General features: G+C 61.5%; 3 protein-coding genes. All 3 read right to left on the bottom strand.

What is annotated here, in order from left to right:
- Positions 1-1,196, bottom strand: a 1,196-nt coding sequence (locus AC1D1P_RS21115; RefSeq protein ID WP_477674310.1) for a hypothetical protein, incomplete at its 3' end; no start/stop codon positions are given.
- A complete protein-coding gene (locus AC1D1P_RS21110) occupies positions 1,193-1,987 on the bottom strand; it encodes a Hint domain-containing homing endonuclease (RefSeq protein WP_477674309.1) in 795 nt (264 codons plus the stop codon). The genes AC1D1P_RS21115 and AC1D1P_RS21110, both read right to left, overlap by 4 nt.
- A gap of 203 nt (positions 1,988-2,190) precedes the next feature.
- Positions 2,191-2,388, bottom strand: a 198-nt coding sequence (locus AC1D1P_RS21105) for a hypothetical protein (RefSeq protein ID WP_477674308.1), incomplete at its 5' end; no start/stop codon positions are given.

Here is a 2,388-nt window from a genome sequence, read left to right as displayed (position 1 = left end):
TCACGGTATTGCCTCTCCGAGAACCGGATCAGTTCGGTGGGGTTGAGCTTGCCGGCAAGCTCACAGCCTTTTTTGAGCAATAACCCGGCGGGCGGCTCGCGGTAGGCATGACGCTCGACCGCCTCCGACAGTGCCTTGGCACATGCCACCTTGACATCAACGGAACGCCCCCAGCCTGTCAGGTTGGCGCCGCCATCGCGCTCAACCTGGGCCGCCGCCAGATAGTCTCCACCGGCTTCGCCACGGTCGATAATCCTGACCATCGGCTTGAGCAAAGCGGGGTTCCCGATGCCTCCATGACGTGGTGGCACGCCGCCGAGGAATGTGGCGGCGATGAATAAGTGCTTGTCTGGCCCGCACAGTGCACTCACCGCCTGCCCATAGGCGGCCCCGGCCTCCACATGCGCGATACCGCTGGCGGTAGCCGCAGAAGCCAGCCTTTGCAGAGCCGCCCCGCCAGTCACCAGAGCTACATCCAGCGGGCAGTCCGGAAGGTTGCTTTCAGCAAAAATGGCCAGCAGCGCCTGGCTGCGAAAGAAGTCGTAGAGATTGGGAAATGCCTCGTATGACACAGCGGTAGCGGCCTTGCCAAACGGCCGGAGAAAGGCTCCGGCCGCGGCCCAATGCACTTCATAAGTGCCAGCCTCAACAACGCCCAGGTTTTCGCGGAAGAAAACTACAAAACGCAAACCAGCCGGGCCCTCTGCCTGCGGCGCTACGGCCAGCAGGTTGGCCAATGCGCCAAGAGACAGCACCCCGGCCGGGCCGGCCTCTGCGGCGCCCGAATGGCGAGGCACCGCCAGTTCAATATCTCCGCCCTGCGGCAAGGACACTTCGAACCCGCCTGGGGCCGCTTTCTGGTAGGGCCGCTGCATCCGCCTTTCCTGAAGCAGCCTATCCGCCACAAACCGATGGTCCACCAGCACGCCCGCCTCCAGCATGGCGTCCATAAAGCCACCAAACCGCGAGGCTGGCCATTTGGTTTCGGCCATGCTTGCCAGTTCTGCCCGTGTTTTGCTGCCGTCGCACCAATGAAAAAGCGCCCGCAAGAATTTTGCAGGCGCCTTGATGGTCAGCTCTTCATCTTTGGCCCGTAGCGTTAAAACACCGCCCTGAATCAAGGCGGCGCCTGCCAGCACGGGCGCGATTCCGGCGTCGAACTGAGTTGGTTTCTGGTGATTTACCTTTTCGCTCACGCGGCAATGGTACTCACCTGGTCAACAAAGCTGGCCGCAGCCGCATCAACCGCCAAGGCTTGCCAAGGCGCAGCCAGTTGCACCGGGCCCTGCTGGCAAGGGCTAAAGGCCAGAAAGCCTTCCACAAACAGGCCGCAGCCCTGCTCGGTGATGATGTTGTACAACCGGGTTTCGGGCGGCATGTGATGGAACACCGGGCGCGCATGCACCCAGCCCGACACATGCGCAAACTGCTCGGGCAGGTCRATCGCCAGGGGGACGGCCGGCGGCATCTCGGGGCTGACCGCGTTGCGTTTTTCGTACAGGTAATGGTTCAGGTTGAACGTACCCCAGCCTTCGGAGGCCACACCGTCTTGCGTGCGGCTGACCCACAGCGGGTGCTCGTCCGACATGATCAGGCACTGGTCGCCCAGGCCGCGCAGCTCGATGATYTTGCGCGACATGCCCAGCACCGGCTGCTCCAGCGCGGCCACCTTGCGGGGGCCCAGGTTCGTCATCACCAGGTCACCCACTGCGACGTCTTCCACCGGCTTGCTGGAGCCGTCGGCCATCAGTACGCGATTGCCGGCCACAAAGCAGGAGGCAGTGCAGGAGTCGCACGAAGCGGGAACGATCTCTTCCTGGCCCGTCTGGCCCTGCTGCGCTGAGCGATAAGGCCGCTTCGTCACCGACCAGCCTTCGTTCACGTCGTCCTGGGCTTTCCTGCTCGGGATGTATGACTCGTCTTTGCCAACAAAAAGACCACCTTTGGTAATTCCACCCATTTTTAACTCCAGTTTGATTGCAAACATGAACACTTGCCGGGACCTCGGAATTCCGCAGGTTTCCTGACCTGACAAGCAATATATCCACGGTTTTGGGGGGGTGTTTAGCCTTCGGAGGGTTAGTGAGCAGGCTTTTGACGCCGTGGCATCGCCATTCGCCAAAGAAAAAGCGCCTGCAAGCCGCTGCAGGCGCTTTTGATGTTGTTTAAACCTTGTAGTGCAGCTTGTGTTCAAGCCTCAGCGGTGCTGACCTGCGCTATAAAGCTGGCCGCCGCGGCATCAACCGCCAGGGCTTGCCAAGGCGCAGCCAGTTGCACCGGGCCCTGCTGGCAAGGGCTAAAGGCCAGAAAGCCTTCCACAAACAGGCCGCAGCCCTGCTCGGTGATGATGTTGTACAACCGGGTTTCGGGCGGCATGTGATGGAACAC

The organism is Polaromonas sp. P1_E1_2 (genome assembly GCF_056406035.1).
Note: the sequence above shows the minus strand (reverse complement) of the source record. Positions and strands in the feature narration are given on the sequence as shown.